The organism is Bacillus sp. B1-WWTP-T-0.5-Post-4 (assembly GCF_009183795.1).
GTDB lineage: Bacteria > Bacillota > Bacilli > Bacillales > Bacillaceae_G > Bacillus_A > Bacillus_A cereus.
Map to the genome: position 1 here is coordinate 1 of NZ_WEIJ01000032.1, position 2437 is coordinate 2437.

A 2437-nucleotide genomic window follows, 5' to 3' on the forward strand; every position below is an offset into this window, starting at 1 on the left:
TCACACCCGTTCCCATACCGAACACGGAAGTTAAGCTCTCTAGCGCCGATGGTAGTTGGGACCTTGTCCCTGTGAGAGTAGGACGTCGCCAAGCAAGAACCTAAGTTATTTTGACTTAGGTTTTTTTTGTGTTTATTTTTATTATTTTAAATTTAAAGGTAAGAATTACCTTTTCAAGAATATAGTCCAGATGTAAAAAGAATGTTTGTGATCTTACATAACCTTTTGTGCTTTTAAAGGATTTTACATTAGAAAAAATCTATAATTAAGGTAGTTAACATATATTTTTGATGGGTGTGGGGAATTATGAAAGAAATATGCATGTTATTAGTGGCTGTTATATTATGGGGCACAGCCATTGCGCCAACAAAATGGGCGTTAGAATCTATTCAGCCGTTTACTTTGTTATTTATTCGTCTTTTCTTTGCAGGTGGAATTTGTATGCTATTCTCATTTAAGGAATTACAAAAATCAGTTGTACATAAAAAAGTTCCATGGAAAAGAATGAGTTTGTTAGCTTTTACCGGTGTAGCTGGTTATTTTATGTTTACATCCTACGGCATTTCTTTAACAAGTGGATTACATGTGAGTATTATAGATGCTGCATTACCATTAGTTACAATTCTTTTTTCAGCACTCTTTTTAAAAGAGGAAATTCGATTGAATTATTGGATAGGAATTATATTGGGTGCTATAGGAGTACTCTTTATTACGATTCCATCTAAAAGTGCTAATCAAGAAGTGTCCTTAATAGGAGATATACTAATATTATTAAGTACTTTTCTATTTGCTTTCTACACAGTTTTGCTAAAACGACCAAAACAAGAACAGTATTTATCAAACGAGGTTTTTACAACATTAACTTTAATTATTGGAGCTGTTATTCTCTTACCGTTTGCACTGGTAGAAATTTTTTATTACGGTCTCCCAAAGGTTGAAACCTGGAAAACGGGACTTAGTGTAATATACCTTGTTATTGGAGCAACAATTTTAGCGTATTGGTTTTGGAATAAAGCGCTAGAGAGAGTTTCAGCATCAGTAAGCGGATTATATTTAAATGCATTACCATTAATAAGTATTATTACTTCAATTATTCTATTAAATGAATCTCTGACATGGAGAGTAATAATGGGAGCGAGTTTAGTCTTAATTGGAGTAGGATGGGCGGATAAGCAAAAGTTATGTAATCTATTAAAAGGTAACAAGGTGGAGAATAGAGACTGCTAAACAGTATGATTTATATAATTGAAATGTTAAAAAGATACCTTATATATGAGGTATCTTTTTTATTTAGCAAAGATAATAGACTAAAGTTAGTATGGATATTCTTTGCTGTATTTATATGTGTCGAAATCATTTTGAAATATTGTTTGGACAAGTTGTATACATTCAGTATCATAAAAGCTTTCAAAAGTTGGATGACGTGGAAATAAAGGATCAGTAATATCGCCTTCGCTAAAATTACCTTTATAAATCATGGCGGGAGTTTGATGATGCCATGATGTTGAGAACTCATTTATTGGTGCGGTTTTTAATTCGAAACGCTTTTCTAATTCTTTCATTTCCTGATCGAAGTTTTCTAAGTATATATAATTGGTCACATATTCTTCTTCACCAGCTATATATTGTTGTGTGAAATGTGGGTTAATATCACTTGCGTGAGCCCCTTTTATAAATAGATAGTATAGAAATTGTTTAAATGAGATCCCTTTGGAGGAATTTTCATCTTGATATAAAAACTTTCGGATGGGTTTCCATTCGGGATTTTCCATATAAGGAGGTCCAATTAAGGATACGAAAGAACTGACTGCTCTCCTATAAGGGTTACGAACAAGTTTAAAAGTTTCTTTTTGTTTTTCTCGTAACGCTACTCCTAGTCGTACACTATAGGCAGGTGTACTTTTGTATATATCATATTCATAATTATGAATGAAAGGACTATAACTTAGAGCGGTTTGTAATAAATCAATCTGGTAAAAGAACCATTTAGCAAGAGAAGTACAGCCGCTTTTTTGACTCCAAAATAGAATGATTGGAAACTTCCTATGATAGTGTGGGCTTCTTGAATGGGAGCTTATGATGTGTAATAAAGAAGGATTGAACAAGTTCTACACTCCTTTCAGTTATCTTATTGATATGTATGAGAAATAAAAGGGGGGTATGAGAGTCTTTTTCATCTTTTTAAAAAAAATGAAAGATTAATATTGACTATTATTATATAGAGGTGTAATATAGGACAAGTCGCCGATGACATTAACGTCGAAAGCGACAAACGAAATAAAAAACTTAGTTGACATCAATTAACGAAAGTGTTAACATAAGGAAGTCGCAAATGAGCGACCAAGTAGTTCTTTGAAAACTGAACGAAACAAACAACGTGAAACGTCAATTTTTATTTTAGATGCTAGACAAACTAACTTTATTGGAGAGTTTGATC

The 2437-nt window shown here is 32.6% G+C and carries 2 protein-coding genes and 1 rRNA gene; 2 read left to right on the forward strand and 1 reads right to left on the reverse strand.

Translation table 11 applies throughout. The features are described from left to right. Positions 1-94 (forward strand): 5S ribosomal RNA (gene rrf, locus GBN91_RS28460); the annotation flags it as partial. A 212-nt stretch (positions 95-306) separates the two neighbouring features. Further along, entirely contained in the window at positions 307-1227 is a 921-nt protein-coding gene (locus GBN91_RS28465) for a DMT family transporter (RefSeq protein ID WP_000658274.1), read from the forward strand. 86 nt (positions 1228-1313) lie between these two features. On the opposite strand, the gene GBN91_RS28470 is transcribed toward GBN91_RS28465, so the two are convergent. Further along, positions 1314-2105: a sulfotransferase family 2 domain-containing protein gene (locus tag GBN91_RS28470; protein ID WP_000483017.1), complete on the reverse strand. Its 792-nt coding sequence runs from the start codon at positions 2103-2105 to the stop codon at positions 1314-1316. Between the last annotated feature and the right edge of the window lie 332 nt (positions 2106-2437).

Coding starts and splice junctions, on each gene's coding strand:
- GBN91_RS28465 (WP_000658274.1), top strand. CDS start 307: ATGAAAGAAATATGCATGTTATTAGTGGCTGTTATATTATGGGGCACA.